Genomic DNA, 23,860 nt, shown 5'->3' with positions numbered 1-23,860 from the left:
GTCCTAGAGTCCCAGGCGATCGCGGATCCGGCCCGTCATCACCACGCTCTTGACCGCCACCGGCCACAATGCGTGAAAACGAATGGGTTTCAACCCCGTGATCGGCATGTCGATCTCGGCCTTCTCACCGCCGATCAGCCGTTTCGCGAGCTGTTGCCCCATGGCGGTTGCGAGCGCGACGCCGCGGCCATTGCAGCCGAGATAGGCCAGCGCACCCGCGCCAGGTTCGTGCACATGCGGGTAATGATCCGGCGTCATGGCGAGGCGGCTGTTCCAGCCGTGCGTCCAGCGCGCGCCGCGGATTCCCGGCCACAGCCGTTCCGCGTAACGCATGAGGTATGAGACCGGCGCGGGATCCTTGATCCACTGCATCGGGCCGCGGCCCCCCATCAGCAGGCGGTTCGACGCATCGATGCGATAATAGACCGTGATGTGCCCGCTTTCGTACAGCACCGACCGCGTCGGCATGATTTTTCGCGCGACCTCATCGGGCAAAGGCTCGGTCGCGGCGATCGAGCTGAACACCGGAACGATGGTGCGGCGCAGGTCCGGCCAGAGGTCGTCGGTGAAGCCGTTGGTGGCGATCAGGACTTTTTCGGCCCGGACCACCGCGCGCGGGGTTTCAATGCGCCATCGTCCGCCCTCACGCCGCAGCGAGGTGGCCGGGGTCTCGCCGTGAACGGCAGCACCGGCAGCCATCGCCGCCCGCGCAAGACCGCGCGCGTAGCTCAGCGGCTGCACATCGCCGCCGCGCGCGTCCCGCATTGCCAGCAGATATCGGTCCGTCCCGGTCGCTTCGCGGACGGCGTCGCGACCGAGTACCGTGACCGGCATGCCACGCCGGATGCATTGCTCGGCGGTGGTTTCAACCCCCGCGGTGCTGGACGGATGATAGGCCGCGCGCAGCGTGCCGTTCTGCCGCGCCTCGCATTCAATGCCGAGACGGCGGATCAGCTCGAGGGTAAACACCGGCGTGTTGTAGCCGAACGCGATCATCCGCCGGCCGAGATCCGCGCCGAACGTCGCCTCGATCGTATCGGGGTCGAGCTTCAGGCCGGGATTGAGCTGGCCGCCATTATTGCCCGATGCGCCCCAGCCGGGCTGCTGGGCTTCGAGCACGATCGCGTCGGTGCCCTGCTCGGCGAGATGCAGCGCGGTCGATAATCCGGCGAAGCCGCCGCCGATGATCGCCACCGACACGTTTTTATCGACATCAAGTGGCGGTGTCGGGACCGGCGCAACGGCGGTGTCTGCGTAGAGGCTCGGCGGCAGGGCAAGGGATTGATGGGTCAAGTTCATCAGGTCCGGCAAATTTGTTTCACAGGGGATGCAGCACGCGGTGGAGGAAATCCTGGGTCCGCGCGTGCTGCGGCGCGTTAAGTACGGACTTCGCCGCCCCCTGCTCGACAATGACGCCGCCGTCGATGAACAATACCCGGTCGGCGACGTCCCGGGCAAAGCCCATCTCATGGGTGACCACGACCATGGTCATGCCGTCATCGGCGAGTTTTCGCATGACGCCGAGTACCTCGCCAACCAGTTCAGGATCGAGCGCGGAGGTCGGCTCATCGAACAGGATTGCCTTGGGCTGCATCGCCAGCGCGCGGGCAATGGCGACGCGCTGCTGCTGACCGCCGGAAAGCTGACCCGGATGGGCGTCGGCCTTCTCGGCAAGGCCGACCTGCGCCAGCAGCGCGCGGCCGCGCTCGAGCGCCTCGGCCGGCGGTTCCTTTTTCACATAGATCGGTCCTTCGACGACGTTCTCCAGCGCGGTGCGGTGCGGAAACAGGTTGAAGCGCTGGAACACCATCGACACCTGGGTCCGGATCGCGACGATCGACGGCGCCTTGTTGTCGACCTTTGCCCCCTCCACCAGGATCTCGCCGGAGTCGTAGCTTTCCAGGCCGTTGATGCAGCGCAGGATCGTCGACTTGCCGGAGCCTGACGGACCGATGATGCAGACCACCTCGCTCTTCTCAACCGAAGCTGTAATGCCCTTGAGTACCTCGTTGGAACCAAAGCTCTTATGGACGTTGCTGAGCTCTATCATTTGCGCTTCGCCTTGTTCTCGAAATGGCGAACCAGCAGGATCAGCGGGATGCTCATGGTCAGGTACATCAGCGCGACCAGCGTGAACACGCTGGTGTTCTTGAAGGTCGAGGAAGCGATCAATTTGCCCTGCAACGCCAGTTCGGCGACCGTGATGGTGGAGGCCTGCGAGGAGTCCTTCAGCATCATGATCATGACGTTGCCATAGGGCGGCAGCACGATCCTGACCGCCTGCGGCAGCACCACGCGGCGCATGGTCAGCCACCAGCCCATGCCGATAGTCTGCGCCGCCTCGATCTGCCCCTTGTCGATCGCCTCGATGCCCGCGCGGAAATTCTCGGCCTGGTAGGCCGAATAGGCGATGCCGAGCCCGATGATCGAGGCCTGCAGCGCCGTCAGCGCGACGCCGAAGTCGGGCATCACGAAATAGAGGTAGAACAGCAGAACGATGATGGGGATGCCGCGGATCACGTTGATCAGGCCGGCGCTCAGACCCGTCAGGACCCGAATGCCGGAGACCCGCATCAGGGCCCATAGCAGGCCTAGAACGGTCGACAGCAGCAGCGAGCCGATGGTGACGACGACCGTCAGCCAGACGCCCTGCAGCAGGATCGGCATGAACTCGACGGCATCGCGCAGGAAATTTTGCATCAGTTCATCACGCGTTGCCGGCTAGGCCTGTCCAAGATACCTTCTTCAGTGCGCCTCAATCAGGACGCTTTGGGTTTCAGACCCCACTTGTCGAGAATCTTGTCGAGGGCGCCATTGGCCTTGAGCTTGGCGAGCGAGGCGTTGATCTTGCCGAGCAGTTCCTGGTCGGTCTTGCGGACCCCGATCGAGACCGTGCCGACGGTGACCGGCTTGTAGGAATCCACCAGGCGGACTTCGCCAAATGCGCTCTGCTTCAGATTGTAGGCGAGGATCGGGAAGTCGGCGAAGCCGGCCTTGAGGCGGCCCGCATTCACATCACGCAGAATATCCGGAATGGTGTCGTAGACCTTGACCTCGCTGAACAATCCCGTCTTCTTCAACGCATCGACGAAGGCCGTTCCGACCTGGGCGCCGACCACCTCGCCCTTCAGATCTTCCTGCGAGGCATAGTTCTTGGCGTCGGTCTTCGGCACCACGAGACCCTCGCCATAGGTGTAGACGGCCTCCGAGAAATCGATCACTTCCTTGCGCGCTGCGGTGGCGAACATCGCCGCCGAGATGATGTCGATCTTGTTCGACGTCAGCGACGGCACCAGCGCAGAGAATTGCATCGGTTCGATCTGGACCTGGAAGCCGGCGTCCTTGCCGATCTCCGTGATCAGATCGACCATCACGCCCTGAATGCTGTTGGACTTGGTTTCGAGGAAGGTGAAGGGCACGCCGGTCGGGGTCGAGCCCACCTTGAGCACCTGCTGCGCCGACAAAGGCGTGGCGGCGGCGAGGACGAGCGCCGCGGTCGCTGCCTGAACGAGACGTTTGAAAAGCATCGTACCCCTCAACTGTTTGGGCACCGGGCGGCGAATGTGCCTCATCGTCAACAAGCCAGTTGCAGGTTTCGCCGTCCAAGCCTATTTTCACAACCATGAAATTATGGACACATTGCCCGGAATTGCGCAAGCGGGATTTTCACACACATGAAGGACGCGGTTTGACGTGAGCGGCGGCAAGCGCATGGGCAAGAAGGCCGTCAGGGCCGAGCCGGCGGTGGATGTCGCGGTCGGGCAGCGCATCCGCGACCTGCGGCGAAGTCGCAAGCTGTCGCTCGAGACGATTGCCGCCCGCACCGATCTGTCGATCGGCTTTCTCAGCCAGATCGAACGCGGCCTCTCCTCGCCTTCGCTGCGGGTGCTGGCGACCATCGCCGACGTGCTGGGCATCGGCATCGCCGGCCTGTTCGGCGCCAAGGACGCCGCCGGGAACGGCTCGGAAGCCATCGTCACCCGCGAACCGCAGCGCGCCGAGTTGAACCTGTGGCGCACCGGCATCTCCAAGCAGTTGCTTAGCCCGTCGGGTTCGGAAGGCCGCCTCAATCTGTTTCTGGTCCACATGGAGCCCGCCGGCAGCACCGGTGACGAATTATATACGCATGACGGCGAGGAAGCCGGTCTCGTGCTCGAAGGCGAAATGAAACTCACGGTCGATGCCGAAAGCTGGACGCTCAAGACCGGCGACAGCTTCCGTTTCGCCAGCCGCCGCCCGCACCGCTTCAGCAATCCGTCCGACAAGGCCAAGGCGGTGGTGCTGTGGGTGAATTGCGTTTCGGCGCAGTGAGTCCCAACCGTCGTCCCGGCCTATCCACGTCATTGCGAGCGCAGCGAAGCAATCCATCGCGCCGCCCTGCCGAGACATGGATTGCTTCGCTTCGCTCGCAATGACGGGGATAGTGCGGCCCCACACGACGCTGTCATCCCCGCGCATGCGGGGAACCAGTACGCCGCGGCTTCTCGGTTCAATCATCGGCGCCTCTGGAATACTGGGTCGCCCGGTCAAGCCGGGCGATGACACTGAATATGTGGCCGCGATCTCGCGGCGCATTGCGCCCGAGCTTTTGCAGAAAATCCTTACCCTCCCATAATTCAGAGGGCGCAGGGAATGCCGGATGCGCGCTGCACCCGCGGTCTCATGTGCGATTGTGCATAAGAAAGCTGCACATGAGCATACAGGGCAGCGGAGAACATCCGACATTCCCTGCGCAGTGGCTTTACGGCTTATGACGTGCTCTCCCCGGTGAGACGGCCTCTATTGCCACCGTCACCCCTCGGAAGCGTCGGCTTCTTCAGAGCTTGACGCCGTTACGGGCGCCAGGACCACACGCTTTCACCGTACGCCTCAGCCGCGACCGTCAATCGCAACCTCAACGTCCACCGCATCCCCGCCCCTCGTCATGACGACGGCCGACGCCCCTCTGAGTGGGACGGGATGGCTATTGATGTGCAGGTGATTTGGGGTGAAAGGAAAGGGGTATATTTTCGATTTACAGAAATTCAGAGCTTGACACGATTTCTTAAAATCGGAAGTGATTTGCCCGTCGGGTTGATTTGTCGCACGCATGAGTCGAGATTGCGCTTGCGCGCGAGACGACGCAGCCCGTAGCCCGGATGAGCGAGAGCGATATCCGGGGAACCATTGTGCCGCTTCCCGGATGTCGCTGCTCTCATCCGGGCTACGGGCTGCAATGTCACGGAACCGATCGCAGTCGCGGCATGGGTTCTGCATGCAGAGAATTGAGCGATCCCGGAGCACAGCACTCAACCCCGGTAACGGACCAAAGGAAAGACAGTGGCAAGATTTGTGAACGTCGCAGCGGGACAGTTGGGCCCTGTCGCCCGAAGCGAAACGAGGACCGAGGTTGTCGCGCGGCTGATGGCGTTGATGCGCCAGGCGCACGCCAACGGATGCGACCTGATCGTCTATCCCGAACTGGCGCTGACGACGTTCTTTCCGCGCTGGTACATGGAGGATCAGGCGGAAATCGATTCCTTCTTCGAGCATGAGATGCCCGGTCCGCAGACGCGTGTCCTGTTCGACCTGGCCCGGGAACTGGGCATCGGATTTTGCCTGGGTTACGCGGAACTGGTGGTCGAGAACGGCGAAACCCATCGGCACAACACCTCTATCCTCGTGGACAAGCGCGGCAAAACCATTTCCAGGTATCGCAAAGTGCATTTGCCCGGCCACGCCGAACACGAGCCCTGGCGCCGATTTCAGCATTTGGAAAAGCGTTACTTCGAGCCCGGCTCCGGCTTTGGCGTGGCCGACGCATTCAACGGCACGATCGGCATGGCAATCTGCAATGATCGCCGCTGGCCCGAAACCTATCGCGTGATGGGACTGCAGGGCGTCGAAATGGTGCTGATCGGCTACAACACGCCGGTGCATAATCCGCCCGCGCCAGAGCATGACGACCTCTCGCTGTTCCACAATCGCCTTGTGATGCAGTCCGGCGCCTACCAGAACGGGAGCTGGGTCGTGGGCGTCGCCAAGGCTGGGATCGAAGAGGGCGTCGACCAGATTGGCGGTAGCTGCATTGTGGCGCCATCAGGTGAAATCGTCGCCGCTTGCACGACCAAGGGTGACGAAATCGCATTGGCGCGCTGTGATCTGGATTTGTGCAACTCTTACAAGCGCACCACCTTCAACTTCGACGTCCACCGGCAGCCCCATGCCTACGGGTTGATTGTCGAACGAAGGGGCCAGCACATGATGGCGGATGGAACGCCCGTGCCGTCGCACAAAAGCGGTCGCGACCTGTAGCGAAAAAATCCGACGCGAGAGTCAGAAAGCGAACGGAAGCCCCGGCGCTAGTCCGCCATATCTTGTTCAGGCAGGCGCGAGGCGGACATTTGCCGCAGCACCTTCAGGAAGCTGCCTCGGGCGGTCCAGCGCCAATCCGATTACCGTTGACGACAGTTCGTTTAAAAGGATGAGAACCCGTGGGAAAGGCCAATATTAAAGCTAAAGCGAACACCGACACGCCGAATGCAGAGGCCAAAACGAACGAAAAACGAAACTTTGACGGTTCGCTTTTCGCGATGCCGGACATTTTCCGCGGGATCGCCGAGCAGGGTATGGTGCGGACAAAGGACAGCTACGAGAAGTTACGGGCTGCCTCGGGAGAACTGGCCGACATTCTCAGCGAAACCTATTCGACCCACGCCAGGACCGCCGCGGACTACGGGATCAAGGTGATCGAGATCGCGGGCGCCAACACCAACTCCGCTTTCGATTTTCTCTCCAAACTGATGGACACGAAGTCGCTCTCGGAAATCGTGCAGCTGTCAGCCGCGCAGACCCGCAAGAACGTCGAAGCCACGTCCGCGCAGAACAAGGAACTTTGGCAGCTCGCCCAGAAAGTCGCGACCGAGACCGCCGAGCCGATCAAGAAGGGCCTCACCAGGGTCCTGCAGAAAGCCTCCTGAAATCGAACTTGCCACGCCGCCGGGATCGGCTGGAACAAGCGCCTCCGTGAGAAGGGGTGCGTCCAGCCGATGGCGAACGGACACGTTGCCGCGACACAACAGCCGAGGGAGAAACAAGATGGGTATCATCATGATCAAGTGCCCTCAAACGGGACGCGAGATCCCGACGGGCATCAAGGCGGATCGGGAAAAATTTCGATGCAGCGTGGTGTTCTTCGCGCGCACCTTCTGCTCACTCTGCAAAGCCAATCACGAATGGTTCGCCAAGGATGCCTGGGTCAAGGATGCCTGGGTCAAGGATGCCTGGGTTTACGAGCCAAGCGAGACGGCGGAGACTAATGGTCTCTTGGCCGCGGGCTAGTCCCATGCGTTCGCGGGTGCCGCTGCGCGACATCCACCTTGACCAAAAGCGGATCCGGCGCGCGGACGATTTTGTGCACCGGCGGGATGTGAGGCTTCATGCCTTCCGGCGAAACGATTTGATCGATTCTACGGCGCATGACGTCGTAGCACTCGCATGCCGCGGATTCGAGCCGCGGCCGGTCAATCTCGATCAGGCCCCGCCGATTAGACCGGATAGCCCGCAACGTCCGCAGCTTGTGCACGACATGCGTCACGGTCGTTCGACGTACGCCAAGCAGTTCCGCAAGCGCCTCTTGCGTCAACGGCAGGAAATCACCGTCAACGCGATCGTGGATGTGGAGCAACCACCGGGCCAGGCGGGCCTCGACCGAGTGCAGTGCATTGCAGGCGGCGACATGCTGGAATTGCGCCAACAGCACTCTGGTGTAGATCTGGACCGCGTCTCTGATGGCGGCACTTCGGATGAGCGCCGCCTGAAATCTTGCTGGCGAAATTTGCAGCGAGGTCCCGGCCACGCGGACGACTGCCGTCATCGGAGAGCGGGAAGGTCCCAGCGCGGACAGGATGCCCACGGCGCCCTCATTCCCGATGACCGCGGTGGCCACCGTTTGTCCGTTTGGCATATCCATGATGAAAGCGATCGTCCCGCTGAGGGGGAAATAGATCTGTTCGACCAGGTCTCCCGATCGAACCAGCACCGCGTCGCCTTCAAGCGACACTTTGCGCAAGTAAGGCGCAAGCAAATCAAAATCTGCCGCCGGCAACGCGCCTAACAGTCGATTACCTACCCTGGTAGTTGGCTCCATCACGGGACAACTCCTCCCTCGACGGCGGCTCTCCGCAGAGTACTCCTGGCCCCACGCTGCGCAAGTAACAGATTGGGCATAGGCACCAAAACCTGCCGCGCCAGAGGTAGTTCCAGCCGGTAGCCAGGATGAGCAGAGCGATATCCGGGTACTGTACCGCACGGCCCCGCATGTCGCTGCGCTCTTGCGGGCTACGCGCTAAAATAGTCGGTAGTCCGGATGAGCCAACGGATCGCGCCCGACAGGCTCCGCGATATCCGGCCATGACGAAAGCTCGGAGATCACCCAAACCGGTGATCATATCTCGTGAGCGCCAGCTCCTTCACATCGATATCCGGCTTGCGGCCCGAAAGCATGTCCGCCAGCACCCGCCCCGAACCGCAGGCCATGGTCCAGCCGAGCGTGCCGTGGCCGGTGTTGAGATGCAGGTTGGCGTAGCGCGTCGGGCCGATCACCGGCGGACCGTCGGGAGTCATCGGCCGCAGCCCGCTCCAGAACGTCGCCTTGCCGATGTCGCCGCCGCGGGGAAACAGTTCGGTCAGCGAATGATCGAGCGTCGCCCGCCGCGCCGCGTCGAGCTTATTGGAATAGCCTGAAATCTCCGCGGTGCCGCCGACGCGGATGCGGTCTCCCAGCCGCGTGACCGCGACCTTGTAGCTCTCGTCCATCACGGTCGACACCGGCGCGCCGTCGGCATCGACCACCGGCACCGTGATCGAATAGCCTTTGACGGGATAGACCGGGACGGAAATACCGAGCGGTTTGAGCATCCGCGTCGACCAGCTTCCGAGGGCGGCGACATAGGTGTCGGCCTGCAACAAGCCTGCGCTGGTGACGACGCCGGTGATCCTGCCGCCGTCGGCGACCAGCCGCTCGATGGTGGTGTTGAATTTGAACTGCACGCCGAGCTTTGCGGCCTCCACGGCGAGCGCCTGCGTGAACATGTGGCAGTCGCCGGTCTCGTCCTGCGGCAGCCGCAAGCCACCGACAAACTTGTCCTTGACGGCCGACAGCGCCGGCTCCGCACCGATGCAGCCGTTGCGATCCAGCACCTCGTAGGGAACGCCGTATTGCTTGAGCACCGCGATATCGCCACCGGTGCTGTCGAGTTGCTTCTGCTTACGGAACAGTTGCAGCGTGCCGAGGCTACGCTCGTCATATTTGATGCCGATCTCGGCGCGCAGCGCGCGCAGGCAGTCGCGGCTGTATTCGGCGATCGGGATCATCCGGCGCTTGTTGATGGCGTACCGCTCTTCGGTGCAGTTGCGCAGCATCTTCAGGCCCCAGATCCACATGACAGGATCGAGCTTGGGCCAGATCACCAGCGGGCCATGCCGCATCAGGAGCCATTTGATCGCCTTGACCGGCACGCCCGGCCCCGCCCAGGGCGAGGAATAGCCGGGCGAGACCTCGCCGGCATTGGCAAAGCTGGTTTCAAGCGCGGGATGCGGCTGACGGTCGACGACCGTCACCTCATGGCCCGCTTTGGCGAGATAGTAGGCTGACGTGACGCCGATGACGCCACTGCCGAGAATCAAAACTTTCACGATCCCTCATGCTTCTGCCGCGGCATCGTTCGATCACCGCACGATAGTCGATGCCGCAGTTAGAGCAAGGATCAGGCCACGCGCTTGATCGCGTCGCCGAGGATCGAGACCATCTCGTCGATGTGGCTCTTCTCCACGATCAAGGGCGGTGACACCGCAAGGGAGTCGCCGCTCTGGCGCAGATAAAGGCCGTTGTTGAAGCAATCGACCATCAGATCATAGCCGCGCGCGGCCGGCGCGTCCTTGCGCGGTGCGACTTCGATCGCGCCCATCAGGCCGACATTGCGGATGTCGATCATGTTCGGCAGGCCCTTGAGCGAATGCAGACCCTGTTCCCAGTAATCGGCCATCGAGGCGCCGCGCGTCAGCAGCCCCTCGTCCTTGTAGATGTCGAGCGTCGCGATACCGGCCGCGCAGGCCACCGGATGCGCCGAATAGGTGTAGCCGTGGAACAGCTCGATCTGGGCCTGCGGGCCCGTCATCAGCGTGTCGTGAATCTTGCGGCTGGCGAACACCGCGCCGCAGGGAACGGTGCCGTTGGTGATGCCCTTGGCGGTCGTCATCATGTCGGGCGTGACGCCGAAATAATTGGCGGCGAACGGCGCGCCGAGGCGGCCGAAACCGGTGATGACTTCGTCGAAGATCAAAAGAATGCCGTGCTTGTCGCACAGGGTGCGCAGCCGCTGCAGGTAATTCTTCGGCGGCGGCAGCACCGCGGTCGAGCCAGGCACCGGCTCGACGATGACGGCGGCGATGGTCTCGGCGCCATGCAGCGCCACGAGCCGTTCGACATCGTCGGCGAGTTCGGCGCCGTGCTCGGGCTGCCCCTTGGCGAAGGCGTTGCGGGCGAGATCATGGGTGTGGCTGATATGGTCGACGCCCGGCAGATGGGTCGCGAAGGCGCGGCGGTTGTTCACCATGCCGCCGACCGACATGCCGCCGAAGCCGACGCCGTGATAGCCGCGCTCGCGGCCGATCAGGCGCGTACGGGTCGGCTGGCCGGCGGCGCGCTGATAGGCCAGCGCGATCTTCAGCGCGGTATCGACCGATTCAGAGCCGGAATTGGTGAAGAAGATGCGATCGAGCCCGGTTGGGGCGATCGCGGCGAGGCGCTCGGCGAAGTCGAACGCGAGCGGATGGCCCATGTTGAACGAGGGCGCGAAATCGAGGTTCATCAGCTGGCGCTCGACGGCGGCGGCGATTTCCTTGCGGCCATGGCCGGCATTGACGCACCAGAGGCCCGCGGAGCCGTCGATCACCTTGCGGCCGTCGATGGTGGTGTAATGCATGCCCGAGGCGGAGGCGAACAGCCGCGGCTCGGCCTTGAACTGCCGGTTGGCCGTGAACGGCATCCAGAACGATTCGAGCTTCACGGTGTTCGGAATCTGGTGAATCGTCATGGGGCGCTCCTGTGCGGTTTCCCTACCCGACATCATGTTGATGATGTGCAGCAAGTCCTTTTCTGATATCATCCAAGCCATTGAATTTGCTGGGGTCGTTGGGTAGCATTCGTTGGATCCGCAACACACTCAACACCCCAAACCAACCCCTCGAGGCGACGATGAGCATAGATGTCGGCGAACGGTTACGCTTCGTTCGCGCCCGCAACAAGATTTCGCAGCGTGAACTCGCCAAGCGTTCGGGGGTGACCAACTCGACGATCTCGCTGATCGAATCCAACCAGATGAACCCGTCCGTCGGCGCGCTGAAGCGCATTCTCGACGGCATCCCGATGGGCATGGCGGAGTTTTTCGCCCTCGAACCCGACCAGCCGCGCACGGCGTTTTACCGCGCCGACGAACTGAGCGAGATCGGCAAGGGCAAGATCTCGTTTCGCCAGGTCGGCGACAATCTGTTCGGCCGCAGCTTGCAGATATTGAAAGAGCGCTATGAGCCCGGCGGCGACACCGGACGCATTCCGCTGGTGCACGACGGCGAGGAAGGCGGCATCATTCTCTCGGGCCGGCTGGAAGTGACGGTCGACAGCGAACGCCGCATCCTCGGGCCCGGCGACGCCTATTATTTCGAGAGCCGCCGGCCGCACCGGTTTCGCTGCGTCGGCGCCAAGCCGTGCGAAGTGATCAGCGCCTGCACGCCGCCGACATTCTGAGCGCGGGCAACATCAATAGCTCGCCGCCATCAGTTTCAGGCGCGGGTAAAGCTTGTCGATCGCCACGATGTCGCTGCGCATTTGCGCAATGATCCAGTCCCTGATCTCGACGGCAACGGGGCGGATCGGCCGGTTTCGCGGCGTGACGAGTTCGCAGACCCGGCGCGTGCTGACGAGTTTTGCGGACGCCGGCACCAGCGCACCGGTCAGCAGCCAATGCGCGACGACGGTGATCCAGCCGAGCGTCACGCCCTGCCCGAGCAGCGCCGCCTGCACCACCACCGCGTAATCCGAGAAGCTCAGCGCCTTGGCCGGACCTGATGCGCCGGTGAGCGCGCCCGGATATTGCAGCACCCAGTCTTCGGGCGTGTCGGCCAGCTTGATGATGGTGCGCCCTTCGGCAGCCTTGCGCGAAACATTGGTGTCGCGATAGCCGGGGCTGCAGATCGGCAGCATGACTTCCTTCATGACCAGGGCGCCGTTGGTCTCAGGGTCGTCCTGATCGCGAAACCGCATGCCGACATCGACGTTCTCGACGGCGCCGCGCAGTGAGCCCGAGATCAACTGGAACCGGAGGTCGACGTTCGGAAACGCGCGCTGCAGCTTGTCGATGCGCGGCATCAGCCAATGGTTGGTGAAGGCCGAGGAGACCGACAGCGTGACGGTTTCGGTGCCCCGGCGCCGCCGCTCGATCTCGACCAGGCCGCTCTCGATGCTGCGAAAACCGTCGGTGACGCGGCGATAAAGCAGCTCGCCTTCTTCCGTCAGGACAGCGCCGCCGGCAGTGCGGTCGAACAGGCGGACCCCGAGGTAATCCTCGAACCGTCCGAGCATCCGGCTCACCGCCGGCTGGGTCACGTTCAGCTCGGCCGCCGCCGCCGTGAAGCTGCCGTTGCGCGCGGCGGCGTCGAAGACGAACAGCGCATTGCTGGAGGGCAGCATCCGGCGAAGCTCAGGCATAACTTCAGATTATGACGCAAGTGATAATTTGGCAATTGCCCGGCGGGCCTAATTTTGATTGCCTTGCCGGTCAAGGAGGCCTGCCGGGAAGCGGAGCATTCCGAGCAAACTGCGGTCGGGGAGATCGCCCCTGTCGCGCGGGAAGCGTCCGCCTATAAATTGAGATCATGCCAGTTCATCCCCCTTGGCCTTGCGGCAGGGGCGCCGGGAAGCCGCATTCATGCGGGCCAGCGGCGAAGCGCAACAGGAAGGTCGTTCATTGGGCAGCGGTGGTGAAAGCGTCGAAATCAAATCCGCGAGCAAGCACTATGGTGCTGTCGTGGCGCTCGACAATGTCACGCTGAACGTCGCGCCGCGCGAGTTCGTCTCGCTGCTCGGGCCATCCGGATCCGGCAAGACCACCCTGCTCGGCCTGCTCGGCGGCTTCATCCAGCCGACATCAGGTTCGATCCATTTCGGCGAGCGCGACGTCACGCTGGAGCCGCCGCACAAGCGCAACATCGGCGTCGTGTTCCAGAACTACGCGCTGTTTCCGCATATGAGCGTCGGAGAGAACGTCGCCTTCCCGCTGCGCGCACGGCGGCTGCCGAAGGCCGATTGGCCCGCGAAAGTGCGCGGCGCGCTGGCGATGGTCGGCCTCGCCGGTTACGAAGAACGCGGCGTGGCGCAACTCTCCGGCGGCCAGCGCCAGCGCGTGGCGCTGGCACGCGCGATGATCTTCGAGCCGCGTTTGATCCTGATGGACGAGCCGCTTTCCGCGCTCGACAAGCAGCTGCGGGAATCGATGCAGATCGAGCTGCGCCAGCTCCACAAGCGCATCGGCGCCACCATCATCTACGTCACCCACGACCAGCGCGAGGCGCTGACGATGAGCGACCGCGTCGCCATTCTCAAGGACGGCCGCCTGATCCAGATCGACCAGCCCGCGCGGCTGCACGACCATCCCGCGGATTCCTTCGTCGCGAGTTTCATCGGCGAGGCGAGCCTGTTGCCGGTCCGCCGCATCGATGCCGGCAACGTGGCGCTGGGCCCCGCCACCCTGCGTAGCGCAAGGCCGGTCCCGAACGGCGAGGCGCTGATGCTGGCGGTGCACAGCGAAAAGCTCTTGATCGACGACGGCGCTGATAATGCAGCGCTCAACCGGCTGACCGGCACCGTCACCGACGTCGTCTACCAGGGCGAAAGCCTGCGCATTTTTATTGCCCTGCCCGACGGCACCGCGCTCAGCCTGCGCCAGCCGAGCCATCACGAAGCCTATCGCCGCATCCCGCCCGTCGGCGGCCCCCTCACCGTGACCCTTCACCCGGAGGACACGATCATCGTGCCGAAAGCACCGGAATGAACGTCCACCACCAACCCAGTTCCAACACCAGAGAAGAAACGCCCATGTCGTTCAGCAATTTCAAGGTTCTCACTTTCGATGTCGTCGGCACCCTGATCGACTTCGAAACCGGCGTGCTCGATGCCGTCCGCAAGATATCCGGAAGAAGCGCCGCCGAGCTCAGCGACGACAAGATCTTTGCCTCCTACAAGCGCGGCCGCGACGCGCATCCGGAGCGCTCGAGCGAAGTGATGTTCGACGTCTATCGCTACCTCGCCAAGGAACTCGGGCTGCCGGCCGATGATGCGGCCTGCGATTCCTTCCAGCTGGCGGTGCTGCGCTGGCAGCCGTTTGCGGATTCGGTCGAGGCGCTGAAGCGGCTGCGCACCAAATTCCGGCTGGTGGCGATGACCAACGCCGACCGTGTCGCGCTGTCCTGTTACGCCCACGCGCTCGGCGACCCCTTCGATGACAGCGTCTGCGCCGACGAGACCGGCGTCGCCAAGCCGAACCCGGAATTCTTCGCCTATAATAAAGGGCGGCAGTCGGCCTTCGGCTACAAGCAGTCCGACATTCTCCATGTGGCGCAGAGCCAGCACCACGATATCGGGATCGCGCGCAAGCTCGGTTATAAAGTGTGCTGGATCGAGCGCCGCCAGGGCATGGCGGGATTCGGCGGCACGCCCGAAGTGCCCGAACTGACAAAACCCGATTTTCATTTCGCCACCATGAAGGCCTTCGCCGACGCGGCGGTCGGGCACTGAGGGGCGCGCGGCGATGGCACAAGCCTGGACCCCAATGGCATCGGCGAACTCGCTGTGGGCGAGCACGACGACGCCGTTGCGGACCTTTCCCGTGTTGTCGGGCGAGGTTCAGGCCGAAATCGTGATCATCGGCGCCGGCTATACCGGGCTCTCCGCCGCGCATCACATCGCCAAAAGCGGCCTCGTGCCTGTCGTGCTCGAAGCCAACCGTCCCGGCTGGGGCGCCAGCGGCCGTAATGGCGGCGTCATCACCGCAAAATTCAGGCAATCGTTCCGCGGCATCGCTGCGGCCCATGGCCGCGCGATGGCCAAGCGCATGTACGAGATCGCGTATGAATCGACCGAGATCGTCGAGGAACTGGTTTCGGAATTCGGCATCACCGCCGCGCGGCTGACGCGAACCGGACAGGTCAAGGCCGCGCACAACCAGGCGACGTTTAAAGTTGCGATCGACGAAGCCGAATGGATGAAGCGCGAGATGGGCGATGCCGATGTCCGGATCCTCGACGCCCATGAGGTGCGCGAGGAAACCGGCTCAAAGGCGTTCGTCGGCGGCGTGCTCAATCCGGGTTCCGGCGGCATCCATCCGCTGAATTACCTGCATGGCCTCGCCGAAGGGCTCGCGGCGCGCGGTGTCGCGATCTATCAGGAAAGCCCGGCGCTGCGGATACGGCGCGAGAACGGGCTTTCCATTGTCGAAACACCCGAAGGCGCGGTGCGCGCGCGGCAAGTCATCATCGCCACCAACAGCTATTCCGACCTGACCGACGCGACGCGCCACATGCAGCACACGCTGGTGCCGTTCCGCAGCGCCATCATCGCCACCGAGCGGCTGCCGCATAACCTCGCTGGCAGCCTGATGCCATCAGGGCGAACCTATACCGAGACCAAGCGCATGATGCGCTGGTTCCGCATGGTCGACGACCGCGTGATCTTCGGCGGCCGCGGCGCCTTCGGCAAACAGGATTCGGAAGCCGCCTTCGATGCGCTGCGCAAGGCCATGGTCGGCATCTTCCCGGAACTGAACGACACGCCGCTGGGGTTCAAATGGTCGGGCCTCGTCGGCATGACGCTGGATTCCATGCCGCATATCGGCCGGCTCGACGACCACACCCTGTTCTCGATGGGCTACAACGGCGCCGGCGTCGCGATGTCCAGCCTGATGGGGCGTTACCTCGCGGCCTTCGTGCGCGGCGAGCAGCCGGATGTCGGCCTGCTCGATGCCAGCCGCCTCAAGGTCATTCCATTTTATCCGCTGCGTGAACCGGCCGTCCGAATGGTGGCCGGCTGGTACCAGTTTTTGGACGCGATCGGGCAATAGCAAAGACCAAGCCCGGTCATAACAGGAGGGAACGGAAGATGGCAGTTGCATCCAACACAGGATTAGGACGCGCGTTGTTCGGCGCGGCGCTCGGGCTGTTCGCGTCAACCAGCATCGCGGCCAACGCCGCCGAGCAGATCACCTTCGTGTCGCAGGGCGGTGCCTACCAGAAGGCGCAGACAGTTGCGATCCTCGACCCCTCGGCCAAGAAGCTCGGCATCACCATCAACCAGGACAGCATTCCCGATGCCTGGCCAGTCATCAAATCGCAGGTCGCGAGCGGCAAGCCGATCTGGGACGTGGTCGACGTGCCGACCGGCTATTGCCTGCGCGGCGGCGAACAGGGGCTGATCGAAAAACTCGACTTCTCGAAAATCCCCAACGCGGCCGCGATGCCGGAAGCCTATCGCAACGCTTATTCGGTGGCGTACGAGTTCTATTCCAGCGTTCTGGCCTACAGCCAGAAGAAATATCCGGAAGGGGCTACGCCGAACAGCTGGGCCGACTTCTGGGACGTGAAGAAATTCCCCGGCCGCCGCGCACTGCGCAACCACCCCATTGCGACGCTGGAAGCGGCACTGATGGCCGACGGCGTCGCGCCGGACAAGCTCTATCCGCTCGACGTCGACCGCGCCTTCAAGAAGCTCGAGGAGATCAAGCCCAACATCACGGTGTGGTGGACCTCGGGCGCGCAATCCGCGCAGCTCCTGAACGACGGCGAGGTCGACATGGTGATGGCCTGGAACGGCCGCGTCAGCGCGCTGACCAAGGAAGGCGCCAAGGTCGCCTATACTTATAATCAGGGCATCCTGCAGAGCACCTCGCTCTGTATCCTCAAGGGCGCGCCGAATCTGGCGACGGCGGTCAAGTTCCTCAACGAGGCCGTCGATCCCGTCCATCAGGCCAATCTGCCGCTGCACATCGATTACGGCCCGGCGAACCCGAAGGCGTTCGATACCGGCGTGGTCAAGCCGGAGCGCGTCGCGCAGCTGCCGAGCGCGCCCGACAACGCCAAGAAGCAGGCGCTGATGTCCTACGCCTGGTGGGCGTCGCCGGACGGCGAAGCCGCCGAGAAGCGCTGGGTCTCGTTCGTGCAGAAATAGGCGAGAATAATCCGGAGCGGGGTTCGGCCGACGCGCCCCGCTCCTGCCATCCGGCAATGACAGGAAAACGGCTTTGACCCATTCCACACCAGACCTCTCGTTGCGTCACCATCGCCGCGAACAGGGCCTGATGCTGGCATTGGCGTCGCCGGCGCTGCTGGTGATCCTGCTCTTGATCGTGCTCCCGGTAGGCTGGCTCGCCTGGCAGTCGATTTATCATGACGGCTTCACGCTGGAGAACTATCGCCGCATCTTCAGCGAAGCCATCTACTGGCGCAGCTTCTCGCTGACCTTCCAGATCAGCCTGCTGGTGACGCTGCTGGCGCTGCTGCTCGGCTATCCGATCGCCTATGCCGCCAGCGTGGTGCCGAAGGGATGGAGCGTATTTATTCTGGCGCTCGTGATCCTGCCGTTCTGGACCAGCGTCCTGGTGCGCGCCTATGCCTGGCTGGCGCTGCTGCAGCGGACCGGGGTGGTCAACCAGTTCCTGCAATATTTGGGGATTATCGACGAGCCGCTGGCGCTGGTGCACAACACGTTCGGCACTGTCGTGGCGACCGTGCATATCCTGCTGCCGTTCATGGTGCTGCCGCTCTACGCCACCATGCAGAAGATCCCGCACGATTTGATGCAGGCGGGCGCCAGCCTCGGCGGCAGTCCGTCGCATACGTTCTGGCGGATCTTCCTGCCGCTGTCGCTGCCCGGCGTGCTCGCGGGCACCACGCTGGTGTTCGTGCTGTGTCTCGGCTTCTATATCACGCCCGAACTGCTCGGCGGCGGCCGTACCGTGATGGTGTCGCTGCTGGTCAGCCGCAATGTCGAACTCTACGACCAATGGGGCGCCGCAAGCGCCGTCGGTGTGGTGCTGCTGCTCAGCGTTCTCGTCATTTTCCTCATCGTCGGCCGGTTCATTCCGCTCGACCGCATCCTGGGGCAAAAATGAAGACGTTCTCGCTCCCCCGCATCGTCTTCGTCGTGTTCTGCGCGCTGGTGCTGCTGTATCTGATCCTGCCGGTGCTGATCATCGTGCCGATGTCGTTTTCGAGCACCCGCTTCCTGACCTTCCCGCCGCCGTCGCTGTCGCTGCGCTGGTACGAGGAGTATATCGGCAATGCGGCCTGGATGCAGGCGACCCGCGTCACCTTTGCAGTCGCCGCCCTCACCGTCCTGATCTCAACGCCGCTCGGCGTCGCCGCCGCCTACGCCATCAGCAACTCGAAAATGCGCCTCATGCGCATCGTCCACATGATGCTGATGTTGCCTTTGGTGGTGCCGATCATCATCACCGCGGTCGGCATCTTCTTTGTCTATGCCAAAGTTGGGCTGGTGGCGACGATGTCGGGACTGGTGCTCGCCAACGTCATGCTCGGCCTGCCCTATGTCATCACGTCCGTGGTCGCGGGCCTGCAGAGCTTCGACCCGGCGCAGGAGATGGTGGCGCGCAGCCTCGGCATGAACCGCTTGCGCAGTTTCTTTGCCGTCACGCTGCCACAGATCAAGGCCAGCGTGCTGACGGGAGCGATCTTCGCCTTCATCTCGGCGATGGACGAGACCGTGGTCGGCCTGTTCATATCAGGCGGCCAGTATCAGCCGCTGACAAAGCGGATGTTCACCGCGCTGCGCGACGAGATCGATCCGACGATCGCCGCAATCAGCACGCTGATGACCGCAGCCTCGTTCCTGCTGGTGCTGATCGCCAGCACCCGGCCGAAGAAGAGCGGCTGACTGCGTAAGGTCGACCGTCGCCGTCAGCGTTTCGGCGGGTGCGAGAAGACCATCGACATATCCTCGAACTCCTCGATCGGGAGCTTGTTCGCGGCGGTCGAAGAGGAATGTTGCGGCGGTGACGCCAGACCGGTTGTCCCGGTGGCGCGATGGCCCCAAAGCGAGTGCGAGGGCAGCATGGAGATCGCGGCAGCTAGAATGGCGACTGCAATGAATCCAGAAAGCATCAAACGGTTCATGGCAAACCTCCGTTAGGAGAAGCCCACCCCGTCTGTCCCTTAGCGTGAGGCCCGCAGCGCGGATGTGAACTGAATCACAGACAGCGTTCACGCTTTCTCTACCGCTTCGCGGCGCGCCGGGGGAATTGTACCAAAGCGGCACGGTCCTCCTGTTCGGAACGATACGCTGCACTGGGCCCCGTTGCCGCCAGCGCCATGACAGATTTCGCTGAAGGACGAGATCATGGCTCCGGCCTTGTTGCCAAACAGGGATCCAGGAGGACGTGATCGGCATCGCGTCGTCGGTATCCGCCTCTCACAATTATCCTGTCACCGGTCTCCATGCCATTGGACTGGTAGGTCACGCACATGATCCGGACATCGGGCGGAGAACACAGCACGAGATACCACAACACTCCATCTGTCTTCACCGCCGTGAGACTGCCGGCTACGGAAAGATCGATCCGGTAGTCGAGCTCCGGAACGCCATCCGACATCGGCCTCACCTCTCTGCACTCGGCGGCCAATCGCGCAGGCTGGTCCGCCTCCGAGAACGCGGGTCGCTTGGTGAATGTCCGGTCCGACGCAAGCGATGGAAGCGAACTCGGCATCACAAGGCAAACGGCGACGACGGTCATCGATAGCGCGCCAGTCGTTTTCGCTGAGAGATTTGCCGGCATTCCGCACCTAGAGCATGATGATTCTAGTTTGAGTCGGTCCGGCGGCAGACCCGCTGCACCTCTCCCGCTTGCGGGGGAGGTCGACGCGCTCGAAGAGCGCGGCGGGTGGGGGTCTATCCTCTGGGAGAGCGCATCGTGTGGACAGACCCCCACCCCAGCCCTCCCCGCAAGCGGGAGAGGGAGCGCAGTCCCTTCGCCGCTGCTACTCGACCTAATCTCATCACGCACCTAGCCCGGTCTCATCGCCGAGACGGCGCGCGCGATCGAGGCGATGGTGGTGTTTTGTTGCGTGCTGGGAACCTTGGCGCCCGTCAGATAGGCCGCGACGATGATAGGGGCGCCGTCGGGAGGCCACACCACAGCAACGTCATTGTTCGTGCCATGGTCACCGGCGCCGGTCTTGTCGCCGACACGCCAGCCTTTCGCAAACCCTGCGCGTAATCGTGTGTCGCCGGTCTTGTTGGCAACCAACCATGCCGTCAATTGCTCGCGCGACGCAGCCGACAGCGACGCAGTCCCAAGGACGAGCTTCTCGAAGTTCGAAGCCATCGCATTCGGTGTCGTGGTATCGCGGGGGTCGTCGGGCAGCGCCTGGTTGAGCGAAGGTTCATTCCGGTCCAGCCGCGTGACCTGATCGCCGAGCCCTCGCGCGAAGGCAGTCAACCCCGGAGGTCCGCCGATGCTGGCGAGTAGCAGGTTGCCGGCCGTGTTGTCGCTCCGTGTCATCGCCGCGTCGCAAATTTTGGCGAGCGTCATGCCATCGCCCCCGGTGTGCTTTTCAGTTACCGGCGAATTCACCACGATTGCTGATGCGTCGAAGGTTATGCGCCGCGTCAATTGCTCCTTCCCGGCATCCACCCGCGCCAGAACCGCCGCGGTCGCCAGCGCTTTAAATGTGCTGCACATCGGGAAACGCTCGTCGCCCCGGTGGACATGGCGCGCACCGGTTGCCGTCTCCAGCACACAAACGCCGAGCCGGCCACCGCTCTCGCTCTCCAGACGCTTGATCTCGGCGATCAGACGTTGATCCGTGGCCGCTGCGCGTGCCGCTTTTGGCAAGCCGCTCAGATCAGCGGCTATCAGTGCTGCGCCGAAACCAAGGTGAAACTGTCTCCTGCTGATCATTCGAATCCCTCCGGGTTGCGGGCGGGAACGTGCCCAGAAGGCCCTGTCTTGACAAACGATCAGTTTTGAATGCAGGCATTAGAAAAACTAGGGTCGAACGAATGCGCCGCAGGACGAAGCTTTCACACCTTCCGCTGAATGCATTACGGGCCTTTGAGGCGACGGCGCGCAACCTGAGTTTCACACGTGCCGGCCTTGAACTCCGCGTGACGCAGGCCGCCGTCAGTCAGCAGGTGAAAGCGCTGGAGGACAGGCTTGGCGCGCAGCTGTTTCGCCGGTTACCGCGCGGCGTCGCGCTGACCGACGAAGGACAAGCGCTGCTGCCCAGCATCGTCGAGGCTTTCGGGCGGCTCAACGAAGCGGTCAATCGTTTTGAAGACGGTCGCTACCAGGACGTCATCACGATCGGCGTCGTCGGCACCTTCGCGTCGGGATGGCTGCTGCCGCGGCTCGACTCTTTCAGGAAGGCGCATCCGCGGATCGACTTGCGTCTTTTCGTCAACAATAATCGCGTCGACATAGCGGGCGAAGGCCTCGATTACGCCATCAGGTTTGGCGACGGCCTCTGGCACGGTACCGACGCGACCCGCCTGGTGGGGGCGTCGTTTACCCCGTTCTGCGCGCCGGCACTGGCCCGGAGGCTGAGCCGGCCGGCCGATCTCAAACGCGAGGTGCTGCTGCGTTCCTATCGACAGGACGAATGGTCGCGCTGGTTTGCCGCGGCGGGACTGCTTAGTCCCGTCATCAAGGGAATGGTGTTCGACTCATCGATCACGATCGCAAGCGTTGCAGCGCGCGGTACCGGTGTTGCGTTGTTGCCGGCGGAGATGTTTCGGGACGAGGTCCGCGAGCGGCGACTGGTACGTCCGTTCAAGACCGAAGTGACGCTCGGCGACTACTGGATTACGTCGCTGCATTCCCGGCAGCCATCATCTGCGATGCTCTCGTTCAAGGGTTGGTTGCTGGAAACGATCGCAGCGAAAACGGAAGCGCCGGCCCGGAATACCCGTAGCCGATAGTAGTGCGCAGGCCGCTTGTTGGCCCTGCGGCCGCGGTCCTCCGGCGGCAAGGCGCGCTATAGTGTTCTCTACCGCTTCGTGGCGCGCTCGAGGAACTGCACCAGGGCGGCACGGTCATGTTCGGAGCCAATTCGCTGCTCGGGCATCTTGGTGCCGGGCGTGTAGGCCGCGGGCCCGATCTCGAACAATTTCGAAACCGTCTCCGGCGTCCAGACGATATCGAGCCGCTTGAGCGCGTCGGAAAAATCATATCCCGGCAAGGTCGCGATGCGCCGGCCGAACAGACCGGCCAGCGTCGGCCCTGCCCGGTTGGCCTGATCGGCGCCGAGCGTATGGCAGGCGACGCAGGCACGAAAAATATCCGCGCCGCGGTCGCCGGCATACGCGGCCAGTGGGTCCGCGGTGTGTTCAAACAGCAAGGGATCGACGGGTTCTCCGGTCACCGCGTTCCAGCGGCGGATGCTGCTGTCAGCACCGCCGGTGAGCAGCGTTCGACTGTCAGGCAGAAACGCCACCGACCAGACCGGCAGCCCCGGACCTACCAATGTGCGCGCGAGATTGCGCGTCTTGCGATCGATCACCGCGACCGCGCCGCCAATACCGGCGGCTGCGACCCACGCGCCGTCGGGCGAGATCGCCATCGAGATCACCGGCCTCGGGCCGGTTTCAACGTCACCGGCGCGCGCACCGTCGCTGCCCAGAAAATACAGTCTGCCGTCGGCGCCTCCGGCCGCGATTTCGCCGTCACGGCCAATCGCCACCGCGTTGAGCGGGGTCGGCATCGCAATGACTGATGGCGGCGACGTGCCCGCCAGCGGCCAGATGCGAACGTTCTGATCATAGCTGACGCTGACCAGGGTGCGGCCGTCGGGCGCGAAGGCGACGCCGTTGACGTTCTGGGTATGCCCTTCCAGCACGCGCGGGGCGCCGCCCGCGAGCGGCCACAGGCGCACCGTTTGATCCCACGACACGGAGGCCAATGTTGCACCGTCGGACGAAACCGCAAGGGCTGCGATCGGCGCGGTGTGGCCTTCCAGCACCGCATCGGGGCGGGTTTTTCCGGCGGTCCAGATCGCAATGCGGCCATCGGCGCCCGCGGTCGCGGCCCGACCATCGCGGAGCAACGCCACCGCATTGACGGCGTCGGCGTGGAAACGGAGCACCTGCTCGGCCGCATTCGATGTCAGCGACCAGCGGATCGCGGTTGAATCGAAGCTGCCTGAAATGGCGCTCGCACCGTCGGGTGAAATCGCCAAGGCCCGCACCGGCCCGCCATGGCCGCGCAACTGCGCCTGGGCGGCGCTGGTTCCAAGCGCCGGCAGGACCAGCAAAGCGGTCCAGGTCAGCGCTACGAGGCGACGGATGGTGAGAGCACGGAGCATTCGCGGCCATCGTTTCGTCCGATGGTGTCGCCGTCAAGGCAGCGGAGGAAGTTGTCAGCGCATGCCCGGTCTGTCGCGGTCGAGGGCCTTGGCCTGGAGCTCGTCGAGATAATCCTGAAAGCGCCGCTCGGCGTTGATGCCGAGATCGTGCAGGAACGCCCAGGAGTAGATGCCGGTGTTGTGCATGTCGTCGAAGCCGAGCCGCACGGCGTAATTGCCGACGGGATCGACGGAGAGAATGGTCACGTTGCGCTTGCCGCCGACCGTCTTGCGTTGCGCTTCGGAATGCCCCTGCACCTCGGCGGACGGGCTGGTCACCCGGAGCAGTTCGGCCGACAGGTTGAAATCCGCACCGTCGTCAAAGGTGACGTGAAGGGCGCGGCGGTCCTTCACCAGCCGGATTTCCACCGGCCACGCCGCAACTGCCTTAACTTCCTTGGGCGCGTTCAACATCCGA

General features: G+C 63.5%; 24 protein-coding genes. 12 read left to right on the top strand and 12 right to left on the bottom strand.

The features are described 5' to 3' along the window. Positions 1–3: 3 nt before the first annotated feature. Genes ABIE49_RS35235 through ABIE49_RS35220 form a run of 4 tightly spaced genes read right to left on the bottom strand, consistent with a single transcriptional unit; the run spans position 4 to position 3,527 of the window. Positions 4–1,293 carry an NAD(P)/FAD-dependent oxidoreductase gene (locus tag ABIE49_RS35235; protein WP_502915955.1) on the bottom strand — a complete coding sequence of 430 codons (1,290 nt, stop codon included), beginning with the start codon at positions 1,291–1,293 and terminating at the stop codon, positions 4–6. Between the two features lie 25 nt (positions 1,294–1,318). Next, entirely contained in the window at positions 1,319–2,050 is a 732-nt protein-coding gene (locus ABIE49_RS35230; RefSeq protein ID WP_192734428.1) for an amino acid ABC transporter ATP-binding protein, read from the bottom strand. Beyond that, a complete protein-coding gene (locus ABIE49_RS35225; protein ID WP_192734427.1) occupies positions 2,047–2,700 on the bottom strand; it encodes an amino acid ABC transporter permease in 654 nt (217 codons plus the stop codon). Before ABIE49_RS35225 ends, ABIE49_RS35230 begins: the two co-directional genes overlap by 4 nt. 59 nt (positions 2,701–2,759) lie before the next feature. Continuing rightward, positions 2,760–3,527, bottom strand: coding sequence for an ABC transporter substrate-binding protein (locus ABIE49_RS35220; protein ID WP_192734426.1), 768 nt, complete (start codon positions 3,525–3,527; stop codon positions 2,760–2,762). 166 nt (positions 3,528–3,693) lie between these two features. Here ABIE49_RS35220 and ABIE49_RS35215 point away from each other — a divergent pair, with 166 nt between their 5' ends. From ABIE49_RS35215 to ABIE49_RS35200, 4 genes are all read left to right on the top strand, one after another. Continuing rightward, a complete protein-coding gene (locus tag ABIE49_RS35215; RefSeq protein WP_502915954.1) occupies positions 3,694–4,311 on the top strand; it encodes a cupin domain-containing protein in 618 nt (205 codons plus the stop codon). A 1,008-nt stretch (positions 4,312–5,319) separates the two neighbouring features. Further along, a complete protein-coding gene (locus ABIE49_RS35210) occupies positions 5,320–6,294 on the top strand; it encodes an N-carbamoyl-D-amino-acid hydrolase (protein WP_192734425.1) in 975 nt (324 codons plus the stop codon). A 278-nt stretch (positions 6,295–6,572) separates the two neighbouring features. Continuing rightward, positions 6,573–6,959 (top strand): phasin, encoded by a 387-nt coding sequence (locus tag ABIE49_RS35205; RefSeq protein WP_192734424.1) that lies wholly within the window; start codon positions 6,573–6,575, stop codon positions 6,957–6,959. A 118-nt stretch (positions 6,960–7,077) separates the two neighbouring features. Beyond that, a complete protein-coding gene (locus tag ABIE49_RS35200) occupies positions 7,078–7,320 on the top strand; it encodes a hypothetical protein (RefSeq protein WP_192734423.1) in 243 nt (80 codons plus the stop codon). Here the strand turns inward: ABIE49_RS35200 and ABIE49_RS35195 are convergent. The 3 genes from ABIE49_RS35195 to aptA form a co-directional block, all read right to left on the bottom strand. Continuing rightward, a complete protein-coding gene (locus ABIE49_RS35195) occupies positions 7,295–8,128 on the bottom strand; it encodes a Crp/Fnr family transcriptional regulator (protein WP_192734737.1) in 834 nt (277 codons plus the stop codon). The genes ABIE49_RS35200 and ABIE49_RS35195 overlap by 26 nt on opposite strands. Positions 8,129–8,409: 281 nt before the next feature. Beyond that, entirely contained in the window at positions 8,410–9,675 is a 1,266-nt protein-coding gene (locus tag ABIE49_RS35190) for a D-amino acid dehydrogenase (protein WP_192734422.1), read from the bottom strand. A 71-nt stretch (positions 9,676–9,746) separates the two neighbouring features. After that, entirely contained in the window at positions 9,747–11,075 is a 1,329-nt protein-coding gene (aptA, locus tag ABIE49_RS35185) for an omega-aminotransferase AptA (RefSeq protein WP_192734421.1), read from the bottom strand. Positions 11,076–11,236: 161 nt separating this feature from the next. Between aptA and ABIE49_RS35180 the strand changes: the two genes are divergently transcribed. Beyond that, positions 11,237–11,785, top strand: coding sequence for a cupin domain-containing protein (locus ABIE49_RS35180; protein WP_192734420.1), 549 nt, complete (start codon positions 11,237–11,239; stop codon positions 11,783–11,785). 12 nt (positions 11,786–11,797) lie between these two features. On the opposite strand, the gene ABIE49_RS35175 is transcribed toward ABIE49_RS35180, so the two are convergent. Beyond that, positions 11,798–12,745 (bottom strand): LysR family transcriptional regulator, encoded by a 948-nt coding sequence (locus tag ABIE49_RS35175; RefSeq protein WP_192734419.1) that lies wholly within the window; start codon positions 12,743–12,745, stop codon positions 11,798–11,800. 220 nt (positions 12,746–12,965) lie between these two features. On the opposite strand from ABIE49_RS35175, the gene ABIE49_RS35170 reads away from it, so the two are divergent. The 6 genes from ABIE49_RS35170 to ABIE49_RS35145 all read left to right on the top strand — a co-directional run bounded on the left by ABIE49_RS35170 (position 12,966) and on the right by ABIE49_RS35145 (position 18,979). Beyond that, entirely contained in the window at positions 12,966–14,087 is a 1,122-nt protein-coding gene (locus ABIE49_RS35170; RefSeq protein WP_192734418.1) for an ABC transporter ATP-binding protein, read from the top strand. A gap of 44 nt (positions 14,088–14,131) precedes the next feature. After that, positions 14,132–14,830, top strand: coding sequence for an HAD family hydrolase (locus ABIE49_RS35165; RefSeq protein ID WP_192734417.1), 699 nt, complete (start codon positions 14,132–14,134; stop codon positions 14,828–14,830). A 13-nt stretch (positions 14,831–14,843) separates the two neighbouring features. Beyond that, a complete protein-coding gene (locus ABIE49_RS35160; protein ID WP_192734416.1) occupies positions 14,844–16,151 on the top strand; it encodes an NAD(P)/FAD-dependent oxidoreductase in 1,308 nt (435 codons plus the stop codon). A gap of 38 nt (positions 16,152–16,189) precedes the next feature. Then, a complete protein-coding gene (locus ABIE49_RS35155) occupies positions 16,190–17,254 on the top strand; it encodes an ABC transporter substrate-binding protein (protein WP_192734415.1) in 1,065 nt (354 codons plus the stop codon). A 130-nt stretch (positions 17,255–17,384) separates the two neighbouring features. Then, a complete protein-coding gene (locus ABIE49_RS35150) occupies positions 17,385–18,197 on the top strand; it encodes an ABC transporter permease (RefSeq protein WP_192734736.1) in 813 nt (270 codons plus the stop codon). Next, on the top strand, positions 18,194–18,979 hold the full coding sequence (locus ABIE49_RS35145; RefSeq protein ID WP_192734414.1) for an ABC transporter permease: 786 nt from the start codon (positions 18,194–18,196) through the stop codon (positions 18,977–18,979). The genes ABIE49_RS35150 and ABIE49_RS35145 overlap by 4 nt, the downstream gene beginning before the upstream one ends. A 23-nt stretch (positions 18,980–19,002) precedes the next feature. Here ABIE49_RS35145 and ABIE49_RS35140 read toward each other — a convergent pair whose 3' ends face one another. Together ABIE49_RS35140 and bla are read right to left on the bottom strand one after the other, a co-directional pair. Continuing rightward, a complete protein-coding gene (locus tag ABIE49_RS35140; RefSeq protein ID WP_192734413.1) occupies positions 19,003–19,218 on the bottom strand; it encodes a hypothetical protein in 216 nt (71 codons plus the stop codon). Between the two features lie 887 nt (positions 19,219–20,105). Then, positions 20,106–21,002 (bottom strand): class A beta-lactamase, encoded by an 897-nt coding sequence (bla, locus tag ABIE49_RS35135; RefSeq protein WP_192734412.1) that lies wholly within the window; start codon positions 21,000–21,002, stop codon positions 20,106–20,108. Positions 21,003–21,103: 101 nt separating this feature from the next. Here bla and ABIE49_RS35130 point away from each other — a divergent pair, with 101 nt between their 5' ends. After that, a complete protein-coding gene (locus tag ABIE49_RS35130; RefSeq protein ID WP_192734735.1) occupies positions 21,104–22,021 on the top strand; it encodes a LysR substrate-binding domain-containing protein in 918 nt (305 codons plus the stop codon). 68 nt (positions 22,022–22,089) lie between these two features. Here the strand turns inward: ABIE49_RS35130 and ABIE49_RS35125 are convergent, their stop codons facing one another. Next, the gene (locus ABIE49_RS35125; protein ID WP_192734411.1) at positions 22,090–23,403 is read right to left on the bottom strand and encodes a c-type cytochrome; all 1,314 of its coding nucleotides are present in this window, start codon (positions 23,401–23,403) and stop codon (positions 22,090–22,092) included. A gap of 54 nt (positions 23,404–23,457) precedes the next feature. Then, on the bottom strand, positions 23,458–23,856 hold the full coding sequence (locus ABIE49_RS35120; RefSeq protein ID WP_192734410.1) for a gamma-butyrobetaine hydroxylase family protein: 399 nt from the start codon (positions 23,854–23,856) through the stop codon (positions 23,458–23,460). Positions 23,857–23,860 lie beyond the last annotated feature (4 nt).

It is taken from the genome of Bradyrhizobium sp. OAE829 (assembly GCF_040546575.1).
Taxonomy (GTDB): Bacteria; Pseudomonadota; Alphaproteobacteria; order Rhizobiales; family Xanthobacteraceae; genus Bradyrhizobium.
Note: the sequence above shows the minus strand (reverse complement) of the source record. Positions and strands in the feature narration are given on the sequence as shown.